At 69.8% G+C, this 25,732-nt stretch carries 19 protein-coding genes; 9 read left to right on the plus strand and 10 right to left on the minus strand.

Features of this window, described 5'->3' with window-relative positions:
• The first annotated feature begins 27 nt into the window (after positions 1-27).
• On the plus strand, positions 28-756 hold the full coding sequence (locus ND450_RS18165; RefSeq protein ID WP_253327262.1) for a PIG-L deacetylase family protein: 729 nt from the start codon (positions 28-30) through the stop codon (positions 754-756).
• Positions 757-846: 90 nt separating this feature from the next.
• On the opposite strand, the gene ND450_RS18170 is transcribed toward ND450_RS18165, so the two are convergent.
• Both ND450_RS18170 and ND450_RS18175 read right to left on the minus strand, forming a co-directional pair.
• Complete coding sequence (locus ND450_RS18170) at positions 847-2,142, minus strand: UDP-glucose/GDP-mannose dehydrogenase family protein (RefSeq protein ID WP_253327263.1); 1,296 nt, start codon at positions 2,140-2,142, stop codon at positions 847-849.
• Positions 2,142-3,473 (minus strand): glycosyltransferase family 4 protein, encoded by a 1,332-nt coding sequence (locus ND450_RS18175; protein WP_253327264.1) that lies wholly within the window; start codon positions 3,471-3,473, stop codon positions 2,142-2,144. Before ND450_RS18175 ends, ND450_RS18170 begins: the two co-directional genes overlap by 1 nt.
• 128 nt (positions 3,474-3,601) lie before the next feature.
• Here ND450_RS18175 and ND450_RS18180 point away from each other — a divergent pair, with 128 nt between their 5' ends.
• Genes ND450_RS18180 through ND450_RS18195 form a run of 4 tightly spaced genes read left to right on the plus strand, consistent with a single transcriptional unit; the run spans position 3,602 to position 9,656 of the window.
• The gene (locus ND450_RS18180; RefSeq protein WP_253327265.1) at positions 3,602-5,629 is read left to right on the plus strand and encodes a glycosyltransferase; all 2,028 of its coding nucleotides are present in this window, start codon (positions 3,602-3,604) and stop codon (positions 5,627-5,629) included.
• A gap of 2 nt (positions 5,630-5,631) precedes the next feature.
• A complete protein-coding gene (asnB, locus tag ND450_RS18185; RefSeq protein ID WP_253327266.1) occupies positions 5,632-7,455 on the plus strand; it encodes an asparagine synthase (glutamine-hydrolyzing) in 1,824 nt (607 codons plus the stop codon).
• A gap of 54 nt (positions 7,456-7,509) precedes the next feature.
• Positions 7,510-8,715, plus strand: coding sequence for an MFS transporter (locus tag ND450_RS18190; protein WP_371927773.1), 1,206 nt, complete (start codon positions 7,510-7,512; stop codon positions 8,713-8,715).
• A complete protein-coding gene (locus ND450_RS18195) occupies positions 8,712-9,656 on the plus strand; it encodes a hypothetical protein (protein ID WP_253327268.1) in 945 nt (314 codons plus the stop codon). Before ND450_RS18190 ends, ND450_RS18195 begins: the two co-directional genes overlap by 4 nt.
• Positions 9,657-9,750: 94 nt before the next feature.
• On the opposite strand, the gene ND450_RS18200 is transcribed toward ND450_RS18195, so the two are convergent.
• A complete protein-coding gene (locus tag ND450_RS18200) occupies positions 9,751-10,896 on the minus strand; it encodes a right-handed parallel beta-helix repeat-containing protein (protein WP_253327269.1) in 1,146 nt (381 codons plus the stop codon).
• A gap of 355 nt (positions 10,897-11,251) precedes the next feature.
• Here ND450_RS18200 and ND450_RS18205 point away from each other — a divergent pair, with 355 nt between their 5' ends.
• From ND450_RS18205 to ND450_RS18220, 4 genes are read left to right on the plus strand one after another with little or no spacing between them, the layout of a single operon-like run.
• Complete coding sequence (locus ND450_RS18205; protein WP_253327270.1) at positions 11,252-12,004, plus strand: hypothetical protein; 753 nt, start codon at positions 11,252-11,254, stop codon at positions 12,002-12,004.
• Positions 12,001-13,362 carry an O-antigen ligase gene (locus ND450_RS18210; protein ID WP_253327271.1) on the plus strand — a complete coding sequence of 454 codons (1,362 nt, stop codon included), beginning with the start codon at positions 12,001-12,003 and terminating at the stop codon, positions 13,360-13,362. Before ND450_RS18205 ends, ND450_RS18210 begins: the two co-directional genes overlap by 4 nt.
• On the plus strand, positions 13,359-14,774 hold the full coding sequence (locus ND450_RS18215) for a lipopolysaccharide biosynthesis protein (protein WP_253327272.1): 1,416 nt from the start codon (positions 13,359-13,361) through the stop codon (positions 14,772-14,774). Before ND450_RS18210 ends, ND450_RS18215 begins: the two co-directional genes overlap by 4 nt.
• A gap of 2 nt (positions 14,775-14,776) precedes the next feature.
• Positions 14,777-15,559 carry a glycosyltransferase family A protein gene (locus tag ND450_RS18220; protein ID WP_253327273.1) on the plus strand — a complete coding sequence of 261 codons (783 nt, stop codon included), beginning with the start codon at positions 14,777-14,779 and terminating at the stop codon, positions 15,557-15,559.
• On the opposite strand, the gene ND450_RS18225 is transcribed toward ND450_RS18220, so the two are convergent.
• The 7 genes from ND450_RS18225 to ND450_RS18255 form a co-directional block, all read right to left on the minus strand.
• A complete protein-coding gene (locus tag ND450_RS18225; RefSeq protein ID WP_253327274.1) occupies positions 15,541-16,596 on the minus strand; it encodes an acyltransferase in 1,056 nt (351 codons plus the stop codon). The genes ND450_RS18220 and ND450_RS18225 overlap by 19 nt on opposite strands.
• The gene (locus tag ND450_RS18230) at positions 16,583-17,629 is read right to left on the minus strand and encodes a glycosyltransferase family 2 protein (protein ID WP_089926219.1); all 1,047 of its coding nucleotides are present in this window, start codon (positions 17,627-17,629) and stop codon (positions 16,583-16,585) included. The genes ND450_RS18225 and ND450_RS18230 overlap by 14 nt, the downstream gene beginning before the upstream one ends.
• A gap of 16 nt (positions 17,630-17,645) precedes the next feature.
• Positions 17,646-21,677 (minus strand): DUF4082 domain-containing protein, encoded by a 4,032-nt coding sequence (locus ND450_RS18235; protein WP_253327275.1) that lies wholly within the window; start codon positions 21,675-21,677, stop codon positions 17,646-17,648.
• A 217-nt stretch (positions 21,678-21,894) separates the two neighbouring features.
• Positions 21,895-22,446: an acyltransferase gene (locus ND450_RS18240; RefSeq protein WP_253327276.1), complete on the minus strand. Its 552-nt coding sequence runs from the start codon at positions 22,444-22,446 to the stop codon at positions 21,895-21,897.
• Positions 22,439-23,545 carry a DegT/DnrJ/EryC1/StrS aminotransferase family protein gene (locus ND450_RS18245; protein ID WP_253327277.1) on the minus strand — a complete coding sequence of 369 codons (1,107 nt, stop codon included), beginning with the start codon at positions 23,543-23,545 and terminating at the stop codon, positions 22,439-22,441. Before ND450_RS18245 ends, ND450_RS18240 begins: the two co-directional genes overlap by 8 nt.
• Before the next feature lie 43 nt (positions 23,546-23,588).
• Complete coding sequence (locus tag ND450_RS18250; RefSeq protein ID WP_253327278.1) at positions 23,589-24,239, minus strand: NeuD/PglB/VioB family sugar acetyltransferase; 651 nt, start codon at positions 24,237-24,239, stop codon at positions 23,589-23,591.
• Entirely contained in the window at positions 24,236-25,354 is a 1,119-nt protein-coding gene (locus ND450_RS18255; protein ID WP_253327279.1) for a DegT/DnrJ/EryC1/StrS aminotransferase family protein, read from the minus strand. Before ND450_RS18255 ends, ND450_RS18250 begins: the two co-directional genes overlap by 4 nt.
• Positions 25,355-25,732 lie beyond the last annotated feature (378 nt).

Raw genomic sequence — 25,732 nt, forward strand, 5'->3', positions numbered from 1 at the left:
CAATAGTTTCGGGGTACGTTCCCCCGCGTGCAGTTCGATGGACCGAGAACCTTGCTGGCCGTCCACGCCCACCCCGACGACGAGTCGCGGTCGACCGGCGGAATCCTGGCCCACTACGCCCGCCAGGGCGTTCGGATCGTCCTCGTCACGTGTACCGGTGGCGAGCTCGGGGACATGCCCGGTGGTGCGAAGCCCGGCGACCCGAACCACCACCCGCAGGCGGTCGCCTCGCGCAGGCGGGCGCAGCTCAACGCCGCGTGCGACGTGCTCGGGATCACGGACCTGGAACTGTTGGGGTACCACGACTCCGGCGAGACGGGTGAGGTGCCGCCCGGCGCGTTCTGCTCCATTCCCGTCGAGACGGCCGCGGGCCGGCTGTCCGCGCTGCTGGAGCACTTCCGGCCGCAGGTCGTCGTCACGCACAACCACCACAACCCGCACCAGCACCGCGACCACGTGCACGCCGCCAGGGTCGCGCACCACGCGGTGAAGGAGACGGGGATCCCGGCGAAGCTCTACCTGGAGTCGCACGACAGCCTGGCGACCACCAGGGTCGACACGTCGCACGTCGCCGACCTCAAGCGCAAGGCGTTGCACTGCTACGAAAGCCAGTCGCTCATCGGGAAGCTGACGGCGCAGCAGAGGTTCGCGGCCGAGTCGTACATCCGGGCGTTCGACACCACGAACGCCCGGCTGCCCGAGACCGACCTGTTCGCCGGCATCACGCACCACGGGCCGGACCTGCCGCGGTGGTGAGGGCGTCCGGGAGCGCTTCTCACGCTACCTGGACACCCACGAGCGCCCGCCGCCGGAGACCGACCTGGTAACCGGTCTGTCTGAAAAGGACTAACGGCGGCCCAGCGAGGTGCAGGTCAAACCGGCGCGGCGCAGCACGTCCGGGTCCAGCAGGTTGCGGGTGTCGACGACGACGGGCTGCCGGACGGTCTCGGCCAGGCGCGGCCAGTCGAGCGAGCGGAACTCCGGCCACTCGGTCAGCACCACCAGGGCGTCCACGTCCTTGGCGGCGACGTACGGGTCGTCCACAACGGACACCGCGCCGAGGTCGCTGCCGCCGGTCAGGGCGGGGTCGTAGCCGACGAGCTCCGCGCCCGCCTGCTTCAGCAGTGCCGCGACGGCCAGGGCCGGCGAGTCGCGCAGGTCGTCGGTGCCCGCCTTGAACGTCAGGCCCAGCAGGCCGAGGCGCACGTGCGACAGCGAGCCGCCGCGCTTGCCGGTGACGGCGAGGCGGACCTTCTCGACCATCCGCTGGCGCTGGCGCTCGTTGGTGTCGATCGTGGCGCGCAGCAGGCGGAACTCGAAGTCGGCGGCGTCCGCGACCTGGAGCATCGCATGCGTGTCCTTCGGCAGGCACGAACCGCCCCAGCCGGGACCGGGGTTGAGGAAGGCCTGGCCGATGCGCTTGTCGTAGCCCATGCCCTCGGTGACGTCGGTGATGTTCGCGCCGAGCCGCTCGCACAGCTCCGCGACCGCGTTGACGTACGAGAGCTTCATCGCGAGGAAGCAGTTGGCCGCGTACTTGACCATCTCGGCGGAGGCCGCGTCGGTCAGCACCGTCGGCGCGCCGAGACGGGCGTACAGGGCGGCCACGCGCTCGGCGGCGTCCTGCTGGTCGCAGCCGACGACGATGCGGTCGGGGTTCAGGAAGTCGTGCACTGCCGAGCCCTCGCGGAGGAACTCGGGGTTCGAGACGACGGCGACGTCGTCGCGGCGCAGCAGCTCGGCGGTGCGCAGCGAGGTGCCGACGGGCACGGTCGACTTGTTGACGATCACGCACCCGGACGGCAGCAGGTCGCGCGTTTCGTCCACAACGGACTCGACGGCCTGGAGGTCCGCGATGCCGCCGACGCCCATGGGCGTGGGCACGCAGAGGAACACGACCTCGGCGTCCGGCACCGCGGCGGAGGCACCCAGCACGAACGAGAGGCGACCGGAGGCCAAACCCTCGGCGACCAGTTCGGCAAGACGGGGTTCGAGGATGTCGACCTCGCCGCGTGCGAGCCGCTCGACCTTCGAGGCGTCGACGTCCGCGCACACCACGCGGTGACCCAGCGACGCGAGGCAGGCACCGGTGGTCAGACCGACGTAGCCCGTGCCGACGACAGCGATCCTTCTGACGAACATCATTCTCCCGTTCGGGTCACGGCGAACGCGCGGAGCACGGCGTCGTCGCTCACGTCGATCATCTTGTTGCCCCACTGGTCGGTGCCCGGGCCGAGCTCGGGCCTGCCGCCGGGGAACGGGCCGCGCGAGGCGAAACCGGTGAGCCCGTCGAACACCGCCACGTAGTTCTCCGCCTGGGGACGCCAGTCGAGCACGGCCTCGCACCGGCGCCTGCCCTCGAAGCCGAGGCGCGCGCGGCGTTCCGCGTCGTCGAGCAGGTCGAGCAGCGACGTCGTGAAGCCCTCGACGTCACCCGGTTCGACCAGCACGGCGCACTCGCCGGCGGACACCACGGTCTCCTGCAACCGGTAGGTGACGACCGGCAGCGCGTAGGCCATGTACTCCATGGTCTTGTTCATAGTGGACACGTCGTTCAAAGGCGACAACGGATCCGGGCCCAGTCCGACCGACGAGGTCGACAGGTAACGGGTGATCTGTTCGGGCCCGACTCGCCCGGTGAACTCGACGTACGGATCGAGCCCCCAGGCGCTGGCCTGCTTCTTCAGGTCCTCGAGGCAGTCGCCGAAGCCCAGCAGCGCGAACCGGACGTCGGTGCGGCCGCGGTCGAAAACAACTCTCCGTGCGACTTCGAGGACGCCGTCGACGCCGTCCTGCGGTCCCATGATTCCGAGATACGCCACCAAGTGTTTGCCGCCGCGTCGCAGTTCGTCCACGCCCTCGACAGGCCGCATCACGGTCGTGTCCGGGCCGGAGCGCACGACGGTGGTGTGCTCGGGCGGAACGTCACCCCGCGTCCACGCGATCTTCTGGTAAGAGGTGTTGGTCGACGTCACCCGGTTGGCCGTGCGGAAGGTGCGGCGCTCCAACCACTTCAAGATCCGGTACTGCGCCTTGCCCGCGATCCCCTTCGGCTCACCGAAGCGGGACAGGAACACCTCGGGGTTGAGGTCGTGGTGGTCGAAGACGAACTTCACGCCACCGAGCCGCCACAGCAACGCGAGCGCCCAGTAGGTGTCCGGCGGGTTGCAAGCCTGCATGACGTGGAAACGCCTGCGGGCGCGGACCTTCACGCTCAGCAACGCCGTGCGCACCCAGCAGTACAGGAACTCCCACGCATAGCCCAGCGCGCCCTCGGCCTGGGGCGGCGGAGCGTACTTGTAGAGGTGCACTCCGTCGAGCAGTTGGTAGGCGGGATCACCCGGACCCTTGGGGCAGATCACCGAAACCTCGTAGCCGGCGTTGGTCAGGGCACGGCATTCCAGCCACACCCGGCGGTCCAGCGGCACGGGGAGGTTCTGCACGATGATCAACACGTGCGGCGATGACGTCACGCCTTGGTTCTCGTTCGGGAGGCCGAAACGGTTACACACGCGCGTGTCCCGTGGGCGGAACGGCCACACCTTCCGCGTTTCTCGTAACGGAGGTTGCGAAGCGCTCGATGTAGCGCGCAGGAGCCCTGATGCGAGGAGTGGTTGTGGAGCGGTCACCTGTCGCGGTGGTCATCGTCACCTACCAGAGCGAACAGGTCATCGCGGGATGCCTGGACTCGGTGCCGGACGGCGTGAAGGTGATCGTCGTCGACAACGCCTCCACCGACGGCACGGTGGCGGCCGCCACCCGCCCCGGTGTGGACGTCGTGCGCAGCCCGGTGAACGGTGGCTACGCCGCCGGGGTGAACCTGGGCATCAAGGCCGCCGAGGGCCACGACGTCCTCGTGCTCAACGCCGACATCCGGTTGCACCCCGGAGCCGTGGAGGCACTCCGCGCTGCCGGCAAGCCGATCGTCGTGCCGCGTCTGGTGGACGAGTCGGGCGCGCTGTCGCTGTCGCTGCGCCGCAAGCCCCGTGTCGCCGGTGCGTTCGCGGAGGCGTTCCTCGGCGGTGGGCGGGCCGGCTCGATCGGCCTCGGCGAGACGGTCACCGACGTGAAGGCCTACCAGGGCGCGCACGCCGCAGACTGGGCCACGGGCTGCGCGTGGCTGGTGACCAGGGAGACCATCGAGAAGCACGGCCTTCTGGACGAACGGTACTTCCTCTATTCGGAGGAGACCGAGTACATGATGCGGGCGGGCGGGGTCTGGTACGAACCGCGGGCGACGATCACCCACATCGGCGGCGAGGTGTCCACGAACGCCCGGCTGTGGTCGATGCTCACCGCGAACAAGGTCCGGCTGCACCGCGAGCTGCACGGCCGGTTCGCGGCGTTGTTCATGTGGCTCGCGATGGTCGCGAACGAAGGGCTTCGCGCGCGGTCGCCGAAGCACCGCACCGCGTTGAAGGGGCTGTTCGGGATGGGCCGCTGGCCGGAGGAGACGAGCCCCGCGGGGCCGAGCTACCTGTGCTTCTCCGCGCAGGACTGGTGGTACCACAACCGGGCGCACTCGGACTTCCAGCTGCTGCGCCGCGTCGCGAAGCACCGCAAGGTGTTGCTGGTCAACAGCATCGGCCTGCGGATGCCGTCGCCCGGCAAGAGCACGCAGTTCCTGCGCCGGATCCTGCGCAAGGCGATGAGCGTCGCGAAGCTCGTGCGCCGCCCGATCGAGGACACGCCGAACTTCTACGTGATGACGCCCGCTCCCCTGCCGTTCTACGGCAGGCCGTGGCTGCGCAGGCTGAACTCGGTGCTCGTGCGCACGCAGGTGAAGGCGGTCTGCTTCTTCCTCCGCATGGGCACGCCCGTGGTGGTCGCCACGATTCCCACGGCGTGGGACGTCGTGAAGCCGATGAGGACCAAGGGCCTGATCTTCAACCGCTCCGACCGGCACTCCGCGTTCCCCGAGGCGGACCAGGGCACCATCGCCGCGCTGGAGGACCAGCTGCTGTCCAATTCGGACACCGTGCTCTACGTCAGCCGCGCCCTCCAGGAGGAGGAGTCGAGGCTGACCGGTGACCGTGCGCACTTCCTCGACCACGGAGTGGACGTCGACCACTTCACCCGCCGCACCGGACTCCCGGCGGACATCGCGTCGATCACCGGGCCGCGCATCGGGTTCTTCGGCAGCCTCGACGACTACCTCGTCGACTTCGACCTGATCGAGAAGGTCGCGCAGGAGTTCCCCGACGCGTCCGTCGTGCTGATCGGTGACGCGACCTGCTCGATGGAGCGCTACGCCGAGTACCCGAACGTGCACTGGCTGGACTTCCGGTCCTACGACCAGATCCCCGGTTACGGCAGCGGGTTCGACGTGGCGCTGATGCCGTGGCTCGACAACGACTGGATCAAGCACGCGAACCCGATCAAGATGAAGGAGTACCTCGCCCTCGGCCTGGCCGTCGTCTCGACGGACTTCCCCGAGGTGGAGCGGTACGGAGACGTCATCCGGATCGCCAAGGGCGAGGCCGACTTCATCGACCAGATCCGGCTCACGCTCAAGGACGGCGGGCTGAAGACGCCGGCCGAACGCCGTGCGGCCGTGCTGACCGCGTCGTGGGACTCCCGGGCCCGTGAGCTCATGCAGATCGCTGAATCCACTTCTGGGGGCCGCTGACCATGTGCGGCATCGCAGGCATCAGACGGTTCGACGGCACGCCCGTCTCGCGCGAACTGCTCGCCGAGATGGCGAAGCGGCTGCACCACCGCGGCCCCGACGACAGCGGGTTCTGGGCGGACGGGCCGATCGGCTTCGCGCACACCCGGCTGTCGATCATCGACCTGGCCGGGTCGCCACAGCCGATGGCGGGCGCGTCCGGCACCACGCAGATCGCGTTCAACGGCGAGATCCTGAACTACCGGCAGCTGCGCTCCGGGCTCACCTACCCGTTCCGCACGAACGGCGACACCGAGGTGCTCCTGGCGCTGTACGAGCAGCACGGGCCCTCTGCGGTGACCGAGCTGCGGGGCCAGTTCGCCTACGCGATCCACGACGCCAGGACGGGCGAGACGCACCTCTTCCGCGACCGCCTCGGCATCCTGCCGCTGTACTACTACGCCGACGCGAAGATGTTCGCGTTCGCGTCCGAGATCAAGGCGCTGCTGCCCGCGATCGGCGCGGCCGAGGTCGACCGGGAGTCGCTGCACGACTACCTGGCGCACCGGTCCGTCCCCGCGCCCCACACGCTGGTCCAGGGCGTCCGGAAGGTGCCGCAGGGCCACCACCTGGTCGTGTCCGCGGACGGACGGGTCCGCACGGAGCCGTACTGGGAGCTGCCGCGCGAGTCGGAGATCCGCAAGGTCACGCCCGAGGAGGCCGTGCGGCTCGTGGACGAGGCCCTCACGGCCTCCGTGCGCGACGCTCTGGTCGCGGACGTGCCCGTCGGCGCCTACCTGTCCGGCGGGGTCGACTCCTCGCTCATCACGGCCCTGGTGGCCCGCGAACGAGGTGACGCGGAGCTGCACACGTTCTCCGCGGGCTTCGGCGACCCGCGCGTGGACGAGGTCCACCACGCCGAGAAGGTGGCGAAGCTCGTCGGCAGCCGGCACCACAACGTCATCGTCACGGCCGACGACTTCCGCGACAGCTGGGCGAAGCTCTCCTGGCACCGCGACGCGCCGCTGTCCGAACCCGCCGACGTGGCCGTGTTCCGCCTCGCCGAGTTGGCCCGCAGGGACGTGAAGGTCGTGCTGTCGGGTGAGGGCAGCGACGAGCTCTTCGGCGGCTACCCGAAGTACCGCCTCGCACTGCCGACCCGGCTGGCCGGGGCCGCGCCCTCGTTCGCGTTGAAGCGCCTGGAGAAGGCGTTGCCGGCTTCCAAGGCACGGCTGGGCATCGCCCTGCGCGCCCTCGCCGAGCCCTCCTACGCCGAACGGATGCGCGGCTGGTTCGCGCCTTTCACGGTGTCCGAGCGGGCGGCGCTGCTCGGCGGGCCCGCGACCAGGTCGGTGCTCGCGCCGTACGAGAACGGGCGCGGGGACGCGGTGCGGCGCATGCTCTACGCCGACTCGCACACCTGGCTCGCGGACAACCTCCTCGAACGCGGCGACCGCATGTCGATGGCCGCCTCGCTGGAGCTGCGGCCGCCGTTCCTCGACCACCGCGTGGCCGAGCTCGCGTTCTCGTTGCCCAGCAGCGTGAAGGTGCGCGGCGGCACGACCAAGTGGGTCGTGAAGGAGGTGGCGCGGCAGCACCTGCCGGCCGACATCGTCGACCGGCCGAAGTCGGGCTTCAAGGTGCCGCTCGACGCGTGGTTCCGCGACGGCCTGCGCGACATGGCCTACGACCTGCTGACCGGGCCCACCTCGTTCGTGGGCAGGACCTTCGACCGCGCGGCCGTCCGCGCACTGCTCGACGACCACTCCTCCGGTGACCGCAACGAGCAGCCCCGCATCTGGACGCTGCTCTCGCTCGAGGTGTGGCACCAAACGCTCAGCTGGTAGGACGGCACATGAACAGGGATTTCGCGTTCGCTTCCCAGGCAGGTGGGTGATCTCGTGTACGTCGCCTCCTCCCGCCCCGCCGGGACCGACTTCCGCAAGAGGCTGCCGGGCACGGTCTTCGCGCTCGGCACGGTCAGCCTGCTGACCGACATCTCCTCCGAGATGGTCACCGCGTTCCTGCCGGTGTACCTGCTCTTCACGCTCCAGATGAGCTACCTGCAGTTCGGTCTGCTCGACGGCATCTACACCGGTGCGACCGCCGTGCTGCGGCTCGTCGGCGGGTACGTGTCGGACAAGGCCAACCGCCACAAGTCCGTCGCGCTCGCCGGGTACGGCCTCTCGGCCGTCACGAAGCTCGTGTTCCCGGCGGTGGGCGCGTCCACGTTCGGCATCGGCGCCGTGCTCGCGGCCGACCGCGCGGGCAAGGGCGTCCGGTCCGCGCCGCGTGACGCCATGATCTCGCTCGCCACCCCGGCCGACTCGCTCGGCGCGGCGTTCGGCGTGCACCGCACGATGGACACGATCGGCGCGCTGCTCGGTCCACTTGCGACGTTCGCGGTGCTCGCGTGGGTCACCACGCACCCGGAGCCGGTGTTCGTCATCAGCTTCTGCTTCGCGCTGCTCGGCGTGATCGTGCTCGCGTTCTTCGTGCGCCAGCCGCCGAAGACCGAGACCACGCGCCAGGTGTCGATCAAGCGGTCGCTCGGGCTGCTGCGCACGGCCGGGGTCCGCCGCACGACGATCGCCGCGGCACTGCTCGGCTTCGCCACGATGTCCGACGCGTTCGTGTTCGTGGTGCTGCAGAAGGTCTCCGGGCTGAGCCCGATGTGGCTCACGCTCATGCCGGTCGGCACCGCGCTGATCTTCCTGCTGGCCGCGACACCCCTGGGCTCGCTCTCGGACCGGATCGGCCGCTGGCGGATCTTCTACCTCGGCCACGTGCTGCTGCTCGGCGCCTACGCGCTGCTGCTGGGCCCGGTCACCGGGTGGCCGCTGGTCGTGGCGGTGCTCCTGCTGCACGGCCTGTTCTACGCCGCCACCGACGGCGTGCTGATGGCGCACGGCGCGACGATGATCGATCCGGAGCTGCGCGCGTCCGGGCTGTCCATGATCCAGACCGGGCAGGCGCTGGCCCGGTTGCTCTCCTCCGTCGGGTTCGGTCTCATGCTCACGTTCCTCAGCTTCGGCACGTCCGTCCTCATCGGACTCGTCGCCCTGCTCGCCTCGCTCGTCGCCGTCCGCGTGCTGGTGAAGCCGTGAACCGCCGGCTCACGGGCGTCATCGCCATCGCGGCCGTCGTCGTGTTCGGTGTCGCGTACGTGGTGTGGACGCTGAACAAGCCGAGCTCCGCCTCGTCCGGCAACGCGTCCACCGCGGGCCTGAAGTTCGTCGAGCAGAGTGACGGGCGCAACACCGTCGACGAGCTCGCCCCCGACGGCGCGCGCACCACCGGATCGTTGAAGTGCCAGCGGTTCTACACCGCGGCGGGCACGACCTCGTGCCTGCGCCTGGCCGGTCCCGGCCCCACCTACGAGCTCGCGGTGCTGGACTCGGCGGGCACGGTGCTGAAGACCGTGGGGCTGCCCGGCGTGCCGAGCCGCACCCGCGTGTCGGACTCCGGCAAGGTCGTGTCGTGGACCGTGTTCGTGACCGGTGACTCGTACCTGGCGCCGGGCGGCTTCTCGACCCGCACCGGGTACCTGAACCTGGCCGACGGCACGGTGGTGGAGTCGCTCGAGCACTTCACGGCCTACTTCGACGACACGGCCCGTGCCCACGAGAACTTCAACTACTGGGGCATGACGTTCGCCGACGACGACAGGACGTTCTACGCCACTCTCGGATCGGGGACGCAGACGTGGCTCGTCAAGGGTGACGTCAAGACGCAGGAGGTGCGCACGATGCGCACCAACGCCGAGTGCCCGTCGCTGTCCCCGGACGGCAAGCGCGTGGCGTACAAGAAGCGCGGCGGCACGCTCGGGGCGTGGCAGCTCTTCGTGCTGGAACTGGACAGCGGCAAGGAGACGCGGCTGCCCGGCACCGACGGCCTCGACGACCAGGCCGCGTGGCTCGACGGGACGACGCTGGCGTACGCGAAGGTGCCGCAGGGGCAGGCGCCCGCCATCTACGCCTCGGCGGCGGACGGGACGGGTGAACCCCGCGTGCTGGTGGAGTCCGCGTCGTCGCCGTCGCCGCGTTGACGGGACAAACGTGAGACAGGGGCGTGGTTCGCATCGTCGCGAACCACGCCCCTGGTGTCGGCGGTGCGGCGCGCACACCGCGAGCCGCGCCCACCTAGCTCGGCTTGTTGACCGCCTTGCCCGAGTCGGCCACGTTGTTCGACCACGCGGTGATGCCGACGTTCTTCTCGACCAGGACCTCGCCCCAGCCGCCGGTGATCGGGCCGAACTTGTTGTCGGTCACCACGGCACCGGTGATCGGGCCCTCGAGCCGCATGATGTACCCGCCGCCCGCCAGGAAGTTGCCGACCACCTGGAGGTTGGAGGCGCCACCGCCGCCGGGCTGCACGAACACCGCGCCGTTCTGGTGCGTGCCGTCGTACGCGACGCCGTCCGGGCCCTCGATGTCGATCCGGTTGTTGCGGATGATCAGGTCGGGGCCGCCGTAGCTCTGGATGCCGTCGTTGTGCGTGTTGTTCGGGTACGTCCCGATCCGGGCGAGGTCGTGGATCCAGTTCTGCTCGATGAGGCTGCGGCCGGGGCCGTTCTGGATGCCGTCCGGCGTGCCGGAAATGTCGTTCCTGCGCAGCGTCATGGTCGAGTCGCCGTGGACCGCGCCATTGCCCCAGGTGTTGCCAGGGGTGTCGCCCGCCTTCCAGCGCAGGGTCGAGTCGGAAATGTCGAGGTGACCTTTCAGTCCGAGCACGGCGGACTGGCTGGAGCGGTTTCCCTCGACGATGGAATTGCGGATGGTGAGCGTGCCGCCGCCTTGGAAGGTGATTCCACCCTTCACGGAAACACCGTCGAGAACGAGGTCGTTCGCGACCACCTGGAGCTGACCGGCGTTCCACTGCGTGCCGGCCGGGGCGTTGCCGGGGCCGTCGATGACCTTCAGCGCGGCGGCGTCGCCGCGGAAACCGACGGAGCCGGGCGCGGGAACGGCGCCCGCCCCCGGTGCCCCGACGGGCGGCGCGGGAGGCTTGGGCGTTCCGCCCGTCGCCTTCGGCGGGGCGGTCGTGGTGGTCGTCGGCGCCACCGAACTGCTGCTCGGCGCGGCGCTGGACTCAGACGTGCTGCTACTGGGAGTGGCCGGGTCCGACGTCGGCGCTGACGTCGGCAGAGCGACGTCCTTGCCGGAACCGCAGGCGGCGGTGAACGCGAGAACGCCAGCAAGTGCGATGGACGCGGCGTACGGCCTCCTGCGTGCCGACAACCGGGCTGACCTCTCCGAGCTCGCCGACCTGATCAGTCGTGCGGACATGAGTTCCTTTCGAAATGGACTATTCGTCCCCCATGGCCCGTGGACGTGCGACCGCCCGTCGGACGGCGGCCACCCTAGACACAGTCACGCGCAGATCTCAACACGATCACGGAAATTGGAACGGAGCGACATAAGAATCATGAATGCCGTCGCGACGCACGGTGACGAAATGGCGCGGCACCGCGACCGCCGGCGCGGCATCCTAGCCCCGGCACCACAGGCACACCAGGGTCGTGCGCCGCCGGTCTCGCTGGCATCCCAGACAGCGGACCGAAGGTTGATCACATCTTGTAACAGCGACCGGCGGGACGTCGATCTCCTAATCAGTTGGGGTCACTTCTCCGTTGGGACGCGGATGGATTTGTGGAAGACGATTCTGGTGCTGCTGCGACGCTGGTATGTCGCGGTGCCGGTCTTCGTCGTTTCGTTGGGACTGGCGGGTGCGGCCTACGCGGCCGTGCCACTGCGCTGGGAATCGTCCGGAACCGTCGTTCTCACCACCCCCGCCTCCGGCGCCAGCAGTGAGGCGGCCAAGCAGCGAGGGCTGACCAACCCGTTCCTCGCGTTCGACATGAGCCTCGGCGTCACCGCCGCGATCCTCATCCAGAACATGAAGGCGCCGTCCGTGCAGGACGAGCTCGGCGTGGACGGCAAGGACTCCACCTACGAGGTCACCGGCCCGGAGATCGGCACGCCGTTCATCCACGTCGTCGCCGAGTCGACGACCAAGGAGGGCGCGTCGGACATCGTCAAGCGCGCGCTGGAGCGGATCAACAAGGACCTGATCGACCGGCAGACCGCGCTGCAGGCACCGCCGAGCACGTTCATCCTGGTCGAACCGGTCGCGCCGCCCACCGAGGCGGAACCGCTGCGGGGCGGCAAGCTGCGCGCCATGGGTGCCGCGCTGGTGCTCGGCCTGGCCGCGATGCTGACCGGCGCCTACGGCATCGAGAGCTGGTCGCTCGCCCGCAAGCGCAAGCGCGAGGCCGAGGAGCGCAAGACCAAGGCCGCCACGCCGGGCGGCACGCCGCCCGCGGAGCAGAAGAACTGGTCCGAGCCCACCATGCGGATGGAGCCGGCCAAGACCGGGTCCAAGCCTGCGCGGTGACACAGGTGCGCCTGTCGTCGCGGGGGCTCGTGCTCCCGCCGCAGGAACTGAACGGACCGCGCAGGTACGGCAGGGTCGACGGGGCGACGCTCGGCTGCTTCTTCGCCCTGTCGCTCACGGTCATCCCGGCACGGCTCATCTTCAAGGGCCTGCCGCTCGCGCTCACGCCGGCGATGCTCATCGGCCTGATCATGGGCGTGTTGTGGTTCTGCGCGCAGATGGTCGACACGCTCGGGGTGGCCAAGGGCCGCAGCGCCGTGCGCACGTCGATGTTCCTCTTCGCGCTCTCGCAGGTGGCGACGTACGGCTACTCGACGTACAGCTGGCTGCCCGACGACGAACTGAAGGCGACCGACCGGACGTTCATCACGATGATGGCGTTCGTGTGCGTCGGCATCGCGGTGTGCGACGGCGTCCGCGGCCTCGCGCGCATCGACCGCGTGCTGAAGTTCCTCGTCAGCGGCGCCACGTTCATGGCGATCGTCGGCATCCTGCAGTTCGTGCTGGCGTTCGACCTCACGCAGTACCTGATGTTCCCCGGCCTGAAGCTCGCCGGTGAGATCTCGTTCGTGCTCGACCGGGCCGGTTTCCGCCGTCCCGCGGGCACCGCCGAGCACCCCATCGAGTTCGGTGTGGTGTGCGCGATGGCCGTGCCGCTGGCGTTGCACTACTCGTTCCGCGCCATGGACTACGGCGGCAAGCACTGGCGTTGGTGGTTCTGCACCGCCATCCTCGGCGTCGCCGCCACGCAGTCGTTGTCGCGCTCGGCGATCCTCGGCCTCTCGCTCGCCGGCCTGATCCTCATCCCGCACCTGCCGAAGGGCCGCCGCTGGAAGGCCGTCGTCGCGGTCGCCGGTTTCGTGGTGGCACTGCGGTTCCTGGTGCCCGGCCTCGTCGGCACGCTGATCGCGTTGTTCACCAACATCGGCGTCGACCCGTCGATCGACAGCCGCGAGCGGGGCATCACCCGCGCGGGCCAGGAGATCTCGGAACACCTGTGGCTCGGCCGCGGCCTGGGCACGTTCCTGCCGACCAAGTACGGCTACCTGGACAACCAGTACCTCGGCACGATGGTGATGGCGGGCATGGTCGGGCTCGCCGCGCTCATCTTCCTGTTCCTCGCGGCGGGGTACGCGGCCATGCGGGCGCGGATCACCTCCGACGACCCGAAGGTCCGCGACCTCGGCGTCACCCTCGCCGCCTCGCTCTCCGTCCCGGCCGTGTCGGCGGCGACGTTCGACCTGCTGGCGTTCTCGGTCGCGACCGGGTTCGCCTTCCTGCTCATGGGCGCCAGCGGAGCTCTGCTCCGAGCCGTGCGCGAAGAGAAAAGTATGAGGGGGGTGCTGGTTCTGCCATGACCACCACCATCGGCGGCAAGGTCGGCAAGGGCGCGTTGTGGAGCCTGCTCAACAACGTCGTCCTGCGCCTCGGCGTGCTGGTCTCCGGCATCGCCCTCGCGCGCATCCTCTCCCCCGCGGACTACGGCGTGTTCGCCGTCGCCCTCGTCGCGATGACGTTGCTCCAGGCCTTCAACGAACTCGGCGTCAGCCTCGCCCTGGTGCGGTGGGAACGGGACGTCCGCGAGTTCGCGCCGACGGCGATGACCATCGCGGTGGCGAGCAGTTCCGCCTTGTACGCCATCACGTTCTTCGCGGCGCCCGCGTTCTGCGAGGCGATGGGCAGCCCGTCCGCGGTCGGGGTGCTGCGGGTGCTGTGCCTGGCCGTGGTGCTCGACGGCATCGCGGTCGTTCCCGCCGCCATCCTGAACCGCGAGTTCATGCAGGCCCGCCGGTTCTTCACCGATTTCGCCGCGTTCTCGGTCACCACGTCCATCACGATCACGATGGCCCTCAACGGTTTCGGTCCGATGAGCTTCGCCGTCGGACAGATCGCGGGCAACGTCGTGTCGGTGACGATCTACCTGGTGCTGTGCCCGGTGAAGATCAAGCCGGGCTGGGACGGGGTCATCGCGCGCGAGCTGATCGCGTTCGGGTTGCCGCTCGCCGGGGCGAGTCTGCTGGTGCTGTCGGTGACGAACGTCGACAAGATCGCGATCGGCGCGCTCACCGACGAGGTCACGCTCGGCCTGTACCTGATGGCGTTCAACCAGTCGAGCCTGCCGCTGCAGGTGTTCTCCGAGGCGGCGCGGCGGGTGTCGCTCGCCGGGTTCTCCCGGTTGCTCGACGACCGGCAGAAGCTCGAGGACTCGCTGGCGCGCGGGGCCGGGTTGCTGATGGCGGCCACGATCCCGGTGTGCGTGGTGCTCGCGTGCTACGCCGAGCCGATGCTCGCGTTCGTCTACGGCGAGAAGTGGACGGGTGCGGCGCAGGCGTTGCAGATCCTCGCGATCCTGGGACTGCTGCGGGTCGCCCTGTTCATCGGCTACGACCTGCTCGTCGCGTTCGACTCCAACCGCCAGCTGCTCGGTCTGCAGGCGTTGTGGCTGGGCGCGATGCTGCCGACGTTGCTGATCGGCACGCACCTCGACGGCATCCGCGGCGCCTCGCTCGCGCTGCTCGCCGTCGCCGCGCTCGTCATGATCCCGGCGTTCACGATCGTGCTGCGCCGCAAGGGGCTCAAGCTCGGCTCGACGCTGAAGGCGTGTCGCAGGCCCGCGATCGGCGGGGTGCTGATCGTGCTGTCCTCGTTCGTCGTGGACGAGTTCGTCGAGGGATCGTTCGCCCTGCTCGCCGTCGGCGGGCTCGTGGCACTGGCCGTCTACCTGCCCGTCGTGTACCCGATGCGCGCGATGCTCCCCGGGAGATCCTGATCATGAACCGCACCAAGGTCTCGGCCGCCGCGCGCAAGGCGCTGCGCGACGCGTTCGGGCTGTGGCCGTTGCACGAGGTCAAGAACACCGTCGTGCTCGGCAGGCACGTCCGCAAGCTGAGGCGGTTCGAGGACGACGAGGTGTACCGGCTCGGTCCCACGCGGCCCAAGGCGCTCGTCGCGACCGTCATCCCCACCTACAAGCGTCCCGAACTGCTCGTCGACGCGGTGAACTCGGCGCTCGCGCAGACCGTCACCGACCAGGTGGTCGTCGTGGTCGACGACGGCGCCGGGCTGCCGGCCCTCCCGGAGGACCCGCGGCTGCACGCCGTCAGCCTGTCGCGCAACACCGCCGTGCTCGGCCTGGTCCGCAACGTCGGCATCCGGCTGACCGACTCGAAGTACATCGCCTTCCTCGACGACGACAACACGTGGCGCGAAGACCACCTCGCGCTGGCGTTGGCAGGCCTCGAAAAGGGCCCGGACGTCGTCTACACGGCCGTGGAACGCCGCCGCGCCGACGGCACCGTGCTCGACGTGCTCACGCGGGAGTTCGACCGGGTCTCGTTCCGCGACGGCACGCCGTACGTGGACGCGAACTCGCTCGTGGTGCGCCGCTCCCCCGACGTGGTCTTCAGCAGGCTGCCGCGCACCAAGTCCACCCTGCCCAAGGAGGACTGGGAGTTCGTGCACCGCCTGGCGAAGCGGCACGTGGTCGAGCACGTGCCGCAGCCCACCGTGCGCTACCTCGTCAACGAGGACAGCTACTACACCGCCTGGGACTGACGGGTCAGCAGCCGGAACGCGGGTTTCTCGACGAACCGGAACAGCAGCCAGGCCAGCACCAGCGACACCGAGAACATGAGCGCGGCGGGGACGACCGCGGGAATCCCCGTCACGCCCAGCTCGTCGAGCCCTTCGGCGACCGTGCGGATCACGAAGTGGTGCACGAGGTAGAAAGCGAACGACACCTCACCGAGCCACACCATCGGCCGTGACCGCCACGGCGACCGCGTGCCGTCCACATCGGACACCGCGACCGCCGCGATCAGCAACGCCAGCGGCACCACCGTCACGGCGACGAACCCGAACGTGCCGGGCACGTGCGCGGAGCCGAAGTAGGCCACCAGGACCAGCGCGGACGCCGGCAGCGGCCTGAGCCCGATCCACTGCCCGGTCATGACGATCCGCGCCATCACCATGCCCAGCGCGAACTCGAGCGCCCGGGTCACCGGGAAGACGTAGACGAACCAGTACTCGACCGGTGGCGGGAACAGCATCGCCGCCACGGGGACCAGCGCCACCGCCGCGGCCAGTGCCCCCGCGATCCACCAGGGCCTGGTGACGCGCGTGACCCACCGGATCAGCAACGGGAACGCGAGGTAGAACGCCGCCTCGCAGGAGAGCGACCACGCCGGGGTGTTCACGGCGAAGAACACGCTCTCCGCCGGAACCCACGCCTGCAACAACAATGCGCCCAGCACGACCGACACGGCGGAGACCTCGTGGGCACCGAGCACCACGAGGCCGAGCAGTGCGACGAACCAGGCGACGACGTGATTCGGGTAGATCTTCGCGGCCCGGCGGCGCCAGATCGACGTCGCCGCCTGCCCCGGTCGTGCCGACCACGTCAGCACGAACCCGGACAGCACGAAGAAGAAGCTGACGCCGATTGCGCCGGGCCCGAACAGCAGGCCCATGGCGCTCTCGGCCGGTCCGCCCCTGAACAACCCCAAGGCGTTGAGGTGGAAGCCGAACACCGCGAGGGCCGCGACGAAGCGCAGCCCTGTCAGCGACGGCAGACGAGTGTCAGATGCCCTCACGTTTCCACTGCCTCAGCCGGTACGTCTGCCGCAGCCGGCGAGCGGCCGCGGTGAGCACCAGTGGGCTGAGCGCTCTGCAGGCGCGCACCCCGAGGCGTTGGCGGAGGCGGAGGGTGTGCCACTCGGGCAGCCGGTCGGCGCCGTCGAACGCCTTGCGGGCGAACTCGACGAGCTCCTCGACCGGTTCGGCGTCGACCCGGCCCTTGTCGTAGGCGCGGCCGGCCCGGCGCAGCGCGTCCTTGGCGAGGACCCGCCGCACCCGCTGCTCCATCGACGCCACGTCACGCCTGCTGCCGTCGGCCCGGTCCAGCAAGGCCTCGTAGGCGGCGAGGCGTTGCTGCAAGTCGCGTACACCTGACCCAGCGTAGTAGTTCACCGACATGTTGTTGCCGTGAACGCGGTAGAAGGCCTGGTCGACCCCGCGGAGGTAGCCGACGTCGGCGTGCAGCGCGAACCGCATCCACATCTCGATGTCGCCGGTGTGCGGCAGCGCCGGGTCGTAACCGCCGATCTTCTGCTGGAGTTCGGTGCGCACCACCACTTCAGGCGAGGTGATGCACCCGTCGCCGAGCTCGAAGCGGCGGCGCAGCCACTTCTCGCCCTCGTAGACGATCCAGCCCTGCGACTCGGTCCGCGCGTGCGGGTACGGGTCGCTGCCGTCCCAGTGCAGCGGGCGGCCGTAGACGAAGCCCACCGAGGGGTGGGCGTCCATCAGGTCGGCCGCCCGCTTGAGCGCACCGGGGGTGAGGGCGTCGTCCGCGGACAGCAACGCGCAGTAGTCCGCGGACGCCCAGCCCAGCAGGCCTTCGTTGTAGGTGGCGATGTGACCCTTGTTGGTCTCGTGCTCCCAGACGGTCACCCGGCTGTCCGCCGCGGCGAGCTCCCTGGCGACGTCGGCGCTCCCGTCACGGGAACAGTCGTCGATCACCAGCACTCGCACGTCCACCCCTGGTTGGTCCAGGACGCTGCGGACCGCGCCGGGCAACACCGAGCCGTACTTGTAGCACGGGATCACCACATCCACCGAAGACACTGCCGTTCACCCTCCCCTAGTTGTCGAACACGGCGTCGACCCAGTAGTTGGTGCCGCCACCACTGTCACCCGGCACGACCCCGCCCGAGCCGTACCGGTAGACGCCGTTGGGCGCCGAGCCGGTGTGGGCGGGTGCGGTCAGCGGGCCCCTCGTCCTGTTCTCGTTGAAGTAGCCGGTCGTGTAGCCGTAGTAGCCCGCGGAGGTGTGGAACGACACCACGTACGTGGTCCCCGCGGTCACCGCGACCGGGCTGGAGAACGTCAGCGTCTGCCAGCCGCTCCCGGTCTCGTTGCTGAACGTGCCCGTGGCGAGCACCTGGCCCGTCGACGACCACAGCGTGCCGGTGTGCGTGCCCGTGTCGCCCACGGACTTGTAGAACCGGACACCGGTGATGGACCCGTTGGCGGACGGCGTGATCCTGGTGCCGAGCTCCACCGGCGAGTCGATCGCGGTCACCGCCGGGGCGTCCACCGAGCGGAACAGGGTGCACGGGCAGGCGCCCGCCGCTCCGGTCGTGAACGTCCAGGTGTGCGGTGCCGGCATCGAGTTGCCCTGCAGGTCCGTCGCGGAGACCGTGACCGTGTAGGACGTGTTGCCCGCGAGGTCCGCGTTCGGCGCGAAGCTCACCGACCTGCCGTCCGGCGTCACGCGCGTGGTGCCCGCGACGGTGGCGCCACCGGTCACCTTGACCGTGAGGCTGACCGACTCGGCGTCGACCGGTTCGTTGAACGTGGCCGTCACACCGTTGCCGGTGGGCACGTCGGTCGCGTTCGCCTGCGGGTCGCGGTTCGTCACGGTCGGCGGCGAGGTGTCCGCGCCGTCGGTCACGACGACCGGGTCGACCCAGTAGTTGGTGTCGTTGTAGGAGTTCGACGGGAACCCGCCGCCGTACTGGAAGACGCCCTGGCCGCCGGCGGCCGCCGAGGTCGGCGCGGTCACCACACCGCGTCCGGCACCCTTGTTCGCGAAGTACCCGCCGTCGGCCGCGTAGTGGCCCGTCGGCGTGCGGTACGACACGACGTAGGTCTTGCCGGCCTGGATCTGCACGCCCTGGGCGAACGTCAGCGTCTGCCAGCCGGTCGCCGTCTCGTTGACGAACGTGCCGGTGGCGAGGCGCGTGCCGTTGGCCGCGTAGAGCGAGCCGGTGTGCGTGCCCGTGTTGGCGGCCGACTTGTAGTAGCGGACACCGGTGACGACGGCGTTGGTGGAGCTGGTGAACTTCATGCCCAGCTCGACGTCGCTCGGGTCGTTGGTGTCGGTGTTGTTCGGCACCGCCTGCCCGAACACCGTGCAGGGGCACGGCGCCGGTCCCGCACCGGTCGTGAAGTTCCACGTCCGCGGCTGCGCGAGCGCGTTGCCGAAGCCGTCCGTGGCGTTGATCGTCGCGGTGTAGGAGGTGTTGGGCAGCAACAGGTTCGTCGGCGTGAACCGCACGATGTTGTCATTGGTGCTCGCCGCACCCGGCACCTGGGTGGAGCCCTGGGTCAGCGTGAACGTCACGCTCGACGGGTCGACCGGTTCGGAGAACGTCACCGCCACGTCCTGGTCGGTGTACGCGCCCGTGCCGTTGACCGCCGGGTTGCTCGAGGTCACCGTCGGCGGGTTGTTGTCCGCGCCGTCGGTGGTGACGACCGCGTCGACCCAGTAGTTGCCGCCGTTGAACGTCGAGTCGGGGAACCCGGCGCCGTAGCGGAACACGCCGTTGCCGCCGGACGACTCCGCGGACGGGGCCGTGACCGGGACGACGCCCGCGCCCTTGCCGTTGAAGTACCCGGCGGTGAAGGCGTAGTGACCGGTCGTCGTCGAGTACGACACGATGTAGGTCTGGCCGGCCCTGATGCCCACCGGCTGCGCGAAGTTCAGCGTCTGCCAGCCGCTCGCGGACTCACCGCTGAACGTTCCGGTCGCGAGGCGCTGGCCGGAGGAGTTCCAGAGGGAGCCGGTGTGGGTGCCGGTGTTGGCGGACGACTTGTAGAACCGCACGCCGGTGACGTTCGCGTTGACCGACGTCTTGATCTTCATGCCGAGCTCGATCGCCGACGTGTCACCGCTGTCCACCGTGGACGGTGTCTGGTTGCCGAACACGGTGCACGGGCACTGCTGGGCGCCGACGGTGAGGTTCACCGTGGTGGTCGCGCCGAGGTTGGCGTTGTCGTCGGACGCGCGGACCTTGATGGAGGCCGGTCCGAGGTTCGCCGGAGTCCACGGGTAGGTCCACGTCGAGGTGCCGTTGGCGCGGCGCCAGGTCGTGCCGCCGTCGAGGGAGATCTCGACCGCCCCGACCTTGCCGCCACCCGAGTCGACCGCGGTGCCGGAGATCGTGTGCTGCGTGCCGGCCGGAACCGTGGAGTTCGCCGCCGGGTTGGTGACGGTCACCACCGGTCCGGTCGTGTCGGTGCTGCGGGTCGCGAGGGTCAGCGGCGAGCGCAGGTTCTGCGGCTGGACGTTCATGTCCGCCAGCACGTTCACCGTCGCCTGCTGCATCGCCTGGCTGGTCGGCGTGGTCGTCGGCGCGCCGTACGGGTAGAGGTGGTCGCCGTCGAGGCCCCACGACCACTGCACGGTACCGGCGCCCCACACCAGCGCGCGGCTGGTCTGGTCGCGGTAGAGCACCATCTTGTGGGTGGCCGGGCCACCGCCGTAGAAGTGGCCGTTGTCGAGCAGCAGCTGACCGTCGTCGACCGTCACGGTCGTCTCGGACAGCGGCACCGCGCCCGGCGGCCGGTAGTTGTTGTCCGGGTCGACGTTCCACTCGTAGCCGAGCGTGCCGACGGGGAGCGTCGTCGTGGTGGTCGCGGTCGCGAGCGGGGTGTCGCGCCAGAAGCGCATCTTCCCGTAGGCGGCCGGGACCTGGATGGCGTCCGCGCGGTAGCCGTTGACCATGAACAGCGTGCCGGTGATGGCGTTCTCGGGCCGGCCGCCATCACTGGGCGGCGACAGCCGTGCGTCGCGCCACGTGCCGGTCCACTCGGAGCTCGGGTCGAGCTTCTGCAGCGGGACGACCTTCGTCTCCTTGTAGCAGACCAGGGTCCGGTACGGGGTGTGCGAAGGGTCGATGCTGTTCTCGAAGCGGGTCTTCCAGAACCACTCGTTGCCCGACATGAACATCATGTTGACGCCGGCCGCGCGGGCCTGCTCGATGCCCGTGCGCTGCGCGGCGTTCACGTACTCGTCGTGGCCCGACGACACGTACACCTTGTGGTTGCGCACCAGAGCCGGGTTGCGGGTGACGTCCACACCGGACAGGTAGGAGACGTTGTACCCGTTCTTCTCGAGCCAGCGCACCAGCGGGTACTCGGCGTTGAGGAAGTTCGCGGTGCCGCCGTTGCGGTACGGGCGGTTGTAGCTGACCTTGTACGCCCGGCCGTCGGAGGAGCCGCTGAAGCCGCCCTCGTAGAGGTTGAACTCGTTGACGTTCGGGCGGTCGCCGTACTTGTTGTACGCCTGCCACGTCTGGTCGGAGGTCTGCACGACGATGTCCGACGTCGACGAGTCGCTGCGCACGACGAACGGGTACTGGCTCGCCCCCGCCTCTCCGTCCTCGCGGATGAAGTTCGCGATGTAGAACCCGGGGATCTGGGTGGACGGCACGTTCCAGCGCGCCGACACGGCCCAGTTGCCGCAGTCGACGAGGCCGACGTTGCCGTCGTAGGCGCAGAAGGGCTGGCTCTGGGGCAGGGAGACGATGGGGTTCAGCGTGGTGATGCGCCGGGCGCCCTCACCGTTGCGGTAGTAGCCGAGTCGCAGGATCTCGACCTTGTAGTTGTTGCTCGGGGTTTTGATCTTGAAGTTGAGCTGCTCCCCCGGTTGCACGCTCGTCGCCGTGGCGAATCCCTCGATGTCGCCGTACGGAGACTCGATCCACCACTCGTCCTTCGGTGTGCCGTCCAGCGAGTTCTCGCAGACGATCGCGTTGTTCGGTGGATCACAAGGGCCCGCCGTGGCGCTGCCCGAAAGGCCCACGACGAATGTCGCGGCCAGCGCGCCCACAAGGGCGCTTCCCCAGACCTTCTTGGCTACACGAATCCTGTGCGCCGGTCTGCCCATCACGTGCCTCCATAGGGCCCTACGCCGTTTGTCTTACATTCGGCCATACACCTCGCAACGTTACGAAATTTGGTGTATACCAACACTTTTCACTGTCAGTGCTCTTGACATAACCGGCGAGCGATGAAAACCGCCGTCCACAGAGGCCGTCAACTTCCTGGCGTCACATGCCGTTCACCGTCAGTGCACCCGTCCACGGAGGACGGACGAGCTCCTCTCAGGCGGACACGAGCCCGTCACCGGACTTCTGGTAGGCCTTGCCGCACACGCAGGTGAGGTCCTCGGCCAGCCGTTCGCCGCACTCGCAGACCCAGCCGCGGACCTTGGCCGGGTTGCCCGCGACGAACGCGTGCGCCGGAACGTCCTTCGTGATCACCGCGCCGGCCGCGGCGAACGCGTGCGCGCCGATCTTCGTTCCACACACGACGGTCGTACCGGCACCGAGCGTGACGCCGTTCTCCACGCGCGTGGTCAGGAGGGCCTCCGGGCCCTTCTTGATGTGCGCGCGCGGCCTCAGGTCGTTGGTGAAGACGACGTTGGGGCCGAGGAACACGTCGTCACCGACCGAGACGCCGTCGAAGAGCAGCACGGCGTTCTTGACCGTGACGCGGTCGCCCAGGACGACGCCGCCCTCGACGAACGCGTGGTCGCAGATGTTGCAGTCCCTGCCGACGACGGCTCCGGGCAGCACGTGGGCCCACGCCCAGATGCGCGTGCCCTCGCCGACCGAGTCGCTCTCGTTGAGCCCCAGGGGGTGGACGCTAGGCATGGGCCGCCACCGCTTCCTTCAGCACAGCGGCGACGCGCGCCTGCTGTTCGTGGGTGATACCGGGGAACAGGGGCAGGGACAGGATCTCGTCCGCCGCGAGCTCGGCCACCGGGTAGCCCTCCGGCCGGCCGTACTTCGCGAACGCGCCCGTGCGGTGCACCGGCGTCGGGTAGTGGATGCCCGCGCCGACGCCGTTGTCGTTGAGGTGCTTCAAGATCGCGTCTCGGTTGCGCACGCGCACCACGTACAGGTGCCACACGTGCTCGTTGCCGGCGGCGGTGCCCGGCAGCCGGACCTCGGCGACGTCGGCGAGCAGCTCGGCGTAGGTGTCGGCGGCGAGGGCGCGTTCGGTGTTCCAGCCGCTGAGCTGCTTGAGCTTCGCGCGCAGCACGACGGCCTGCAGCGTGTCGAGGCGGGAGTTGAAGCCCAGTTCGGGGTGCGAGTACTTCTTGTCGCTGCCGTGGTTGGCGAGCAGCCGGAGCCTGCGGGCGACCTCCGGGTCGTCGGTGACGACGGCGCCCGCGTCCCCGAACGCGCCGAGGTTCTTGCCGGGGTAGAAGCTCGTGGCCGCGGCGACGCCGAAGCCGCCCATGGAGGTGCCGTTCTGCGTGGCGCCCTGGCACTGCGCGGCGTCCTCGACGATCTTCACACCGTGCTGGGCCGCGATCGCGCGGATCTCGTCCATCGGCGCCAGCTGGCCGAACAGGTGCACGGGGAGCACGGCCTCGCACCGCGGCGCGACCTTCGCGAACTCGGCGGGGTCGAGCAGCAGGTGCGCCGGATCGACGTCGACCGGTACCGGTACCGCGCCCGCGCGCACGGCGGCCTCGGCCGTGGCGACGAAGGTGTTGGCGGGCAACGCGACGTGGTCGCCCTCGCGGATGCCGGCGGCGCGCAGGGCGAGCTCCAGCGCGTCCGTGCCGTTCGCGACGCCGACGCAGTGCGCCGTGCCGGTGAACGCGGCGAACTCCTCCTCGAACGCCGTGACGTCCGGGCCGCCGATGAACGCGGTCTTCGCCAGCACCCTGGCGAAACCCTCCTCGACCTCAGCGGCGATCCGGTCGCGCTGGAGGCCGAGATCGACCAACGGGATGTTCACAGGGACTGCCCTCTCGTTCGCTTCCTCGTCTCAGGGCGCGTTCTCACACCCTCACCCCCAGTTCTCGCGCGGGCACACCGGCCCAGGTCTCCCCGGCCGGGACGTCCCGCAGCACGACCGATCCCATGCCCACCAGAGCTCCCGCGCCGATCGTCACGCCTTCCCGCACCAGCGCGCCCGACCCGATGTAGGCGCTCTCCCCCACCTGCACGGCACCGGCCAGCGCGGCCCGGCCGGCCAGCGTCACGCCGTCCGCGACTGCGTCGTCGTGGGTCAGCAGCACGTGCGGCATGGCGAGCACGAACCGCCCGACCCGTTGCGGCGCGGTGATCACCGCGCAGGCGAACAGCATCGTGCCCGCACCGAGCTCCACGCCGGCCGCGACGCTCGCCTGCGGGTGCACGAGCGTGGCGTAGCGCTCGTCGTCGAACCCGAGCCGTTGCGCGATGCGCACCCTGCTGTCCCGGCGCGCCGGGCTCGCCGTGCAGATCAGCACCCGCGCGTCGGGGTGCTCGCGGACGAGGTCGACCGGTCCGAGCACCTCGGCGCCGTCGACCACCGCGCCGTGCTTCCCGGGTGCGTCGTCGAGCAGGCCGAGCACGGTCCACTGCGGACGGACCTCGTTCACCGCGGCGATCGTGGCCAGTGCCTCACGCGCGAGGCCACCGGCACCGATCAGCAGCAGAGGGGTCATCGCGCGTCACACGCCAGTTCGAGCGCGTCGACGACCTGCTCCTGCTCGGCCGCGGTCAGCTCGTGGAAGAGCGGGAGGATCAACGTGCGGCCCGTCAGCCGTTCGGTCACCGGCAGCGGCGCGTGCGGGTGACCGGCGTACGCGGGCTCCAGGTGCGACGCCATGATCCCGCGCCGCGCGGACACGCCCTTGGCCGCCAGCCGGTTCAGCACCTCGTTGCGCTCCACCGGGCAGTCCTGCGACAGCTCCACCCAGAACGACTGGTAGTTCGTCGTGCCGTGGGACGGGTCCCGGACGGCGCGCAGGCCGGGGATGCCGGCGAGCAGCTCGTGGTACCGCGCGGCCAGCTCGCGCCGGCGCGCGATGATCGCGTCCAGCCGCCCGAGCTGCACCAGCCCGACCGCGGCCTGGATGTCGGTCATGCGGTAGTTGAACGCCGTCTCGAGGTACTCCTCCAGCACGACGCCACCCCCCGCGTGGCGGTCCGCCGCACTGACGCTCATCCCGTGCTCGCGCAGCCGCCGCGCCCGCACCGCCACGTCGGCGTCATCGGTCGTGAGCATCCCGCCCTCACCGGTGGTGAGCAGCTTGCGCGGGTGGAACGACCACGCGGCCAGGTTCGCGCCCTGTCCCACGGGCGCACCGCGGTAGGTCGACCCGGCGGCGCACGCGGCGTCCTCGACGACCGGCAACCCGAGCGGGGCGAACGACTCGACGTCCGCGGGCACACCACCCTGGTGCACGAGAACGACAGCGCGCGTCTTCGGCGTGACGACCGCGGCCACCGTCTCGGCCGTCAGGTTGCCCGTCTCCGCGGACACGTCGGCGAACACCGGTGTGGCACCGCAGTACCGCACGGCGTTGGCCGTCGCGATGAACGAGAACGACGGCACGACGACCTCGTCACCGGGCCCGATCTCCAGCAGGTGCAGCGCCAGGTGCAACGCGGTGGTGCACGACGACACGGCGACACCGTGCCCGGCGCCGACCCGCGCCGCGAACGCCTCCTCGAAGCTCCGCACCCGAGGCCCCTGCGCGACCCAGCCCGAACGCACGGCCTCCGCCGCCGCCTGGGCCTCTTCCTCGCCCATCAGCGGACGCATCACCGGGATCATCGACGGAACTCCCTTTTCCACGAGGCGTGAGCCATCGGCATTCCTAATAGGACGTCGGGCCGAAACCGCCTGTCGTTACACGTCTTGAGGTATCGACCCAAACAAAACCCAACGGGCGCAACGACTTCCGCGACTTCGTCACGGTGCGTCAGATCGGCGCCACCGGTGGGGACGATCGGTTCCCGAACGGCGGCACCGCTGTTCGGGACGCGAGGGTGCGGCGGGGCGCCGGAGGACCTGGGGGTGTCGGCCGGCGCCGCCGCCGCGGCTTTCGGGGTGATGCGGTTCGTGCGGTGCCTTGGCCGCGTGTTCGGTGCGGTCGAGGCGGGTCAAGCGGCGCCTTGGCCGCGGTTTCGCTGCGGTCAGGCGACCAAGCGG

It is taken from the genome of Lentzea sp. HUAS12 (assembly GCF_024125735.1).
Taxonomy (GTDB): domain Bacteria; phylum Actinomycetota; class Actinomycetes; order Mycobacteriales; family Pseudonocardiaceae; genus Lentzea; species Lentzea albida.